The sequence below is a fragment of the Bradyrhizobium sp. CCBAU 45321 genome (genome assembly GCF_028128975.1).
Classification (GTDB): domain Bacteria; phylum Pseudomonadota; class Alphaproteobacteria; order Rhizobiales; family Xanthobacteraceae; genus Bradyrhizobium; species Bradyrhizobium yuanmingense.
Map to the genome: position 1 here is coordinate 1 of NZ_LFKZ01000018.1, position 203 is coordinate 203.

General features: G+C 65.0%; 1 pseudogene. It reads left to right on the forward strand.

Annotation, left to right across the window (positions count from 1 at the left end):
* A pseudogene (locus tag ACM43_RS09465) lies at positions 1 to 203 on the forward strand (IS3 family transposase); the annotation flags it as partial.

Below are 203 nucleotides of genomic sequence, written 5' to 3' on the forward strand. Positions count from 1 at the left end.
ATGCTCGATGCGGCCGCACTTCGCGAGCTCCTTTCAAAAAAATGGTAGGGCCCGCCGCCAAGCGCGCTGCGATCGCGCATCTGCAGGCCGTCATGAGCCTGTCGGAACGGCGGGCCTGCTCGATTGTGGGGGCGGATCGGAAGATAATCCGCTATCGCTCCAGCCGCCCGCCGGACGCAGTTCTGCGTGGCCGATTGCGCGAT